At 80.1% G+C, this 562-nt stretch carries 1 protein-coding gene; it reads left to right on the top strand.

The window, feature by feature from the left end; all coding sequences use genetic code 11:
- On the top strand, window positions 1-562 hold a 562-nt coding region (locus C1J01_RS48505), incomplete at both ends, for a CHAD domain-containing protein (RefSeq protein ID WP_146616069.1).

Here is a 562-nt window from a genome sequence, read left to right as displayed (position 1 = left end):
GGGCTGGCTCGCCGAGTCGCTGGGGGCCGCCCGGGACGCCGAGGTGCTGCGGGAGCGGCTTCGCCGCACGGCCGGCGCGGACCCGACCAGCCCGCTCGACCCGGCGGCGGTCGACCGGCTGGACGCCGCCCTGGCGGCCCGGCAGGACGAGGCGATGGTCGGGGTCGACGCGGCGCTGCGCTCGCCCCGCTACCTGGCGCTGGTGGACGCCCTGGTGCTGGCCGCACGTACGCCGCGGCTCACCCCACCGGCGCAGGCGGCGGCCGGCCGGGTCCTGCCCGCTCTGGTGGCGAAGCCGTGGCGGAAGCTGGCCGGTGCCGGCGGCCGGGAGGGCGGCGCCGGCGCGCTCGACCCGCTCGGCCCGGACGAGCGGTGGCACGACGTCCGCAAGGACGGCAAGCGGGCTCGGTCCGCGGTGACCGCGGTGGCTCCGGTGCTGGGCGGCGAGGCGGTGAGGCTGGGCCGAGCGCTGGCCCGGGTGCAGGACCTGCTCGGCGAGCACCAGGACGCCGTGGTGGCGGCGCAGACCTGGCTGGCCGTCGCCGACGACCAGCCGCAGAAC

Source organism: Nonomuraea aridisoli (assembly GCF_003236395.1).
GTDB lineage: Bacteria > Actinomycetota > Actinomycetes > Streptosporangiales > Streptosporangiaceae > Nonomuraea > Nonomuraea aridisoli.
This window is presented reverse-complemented; position numbering and strand designations above follow the sequence as displayed.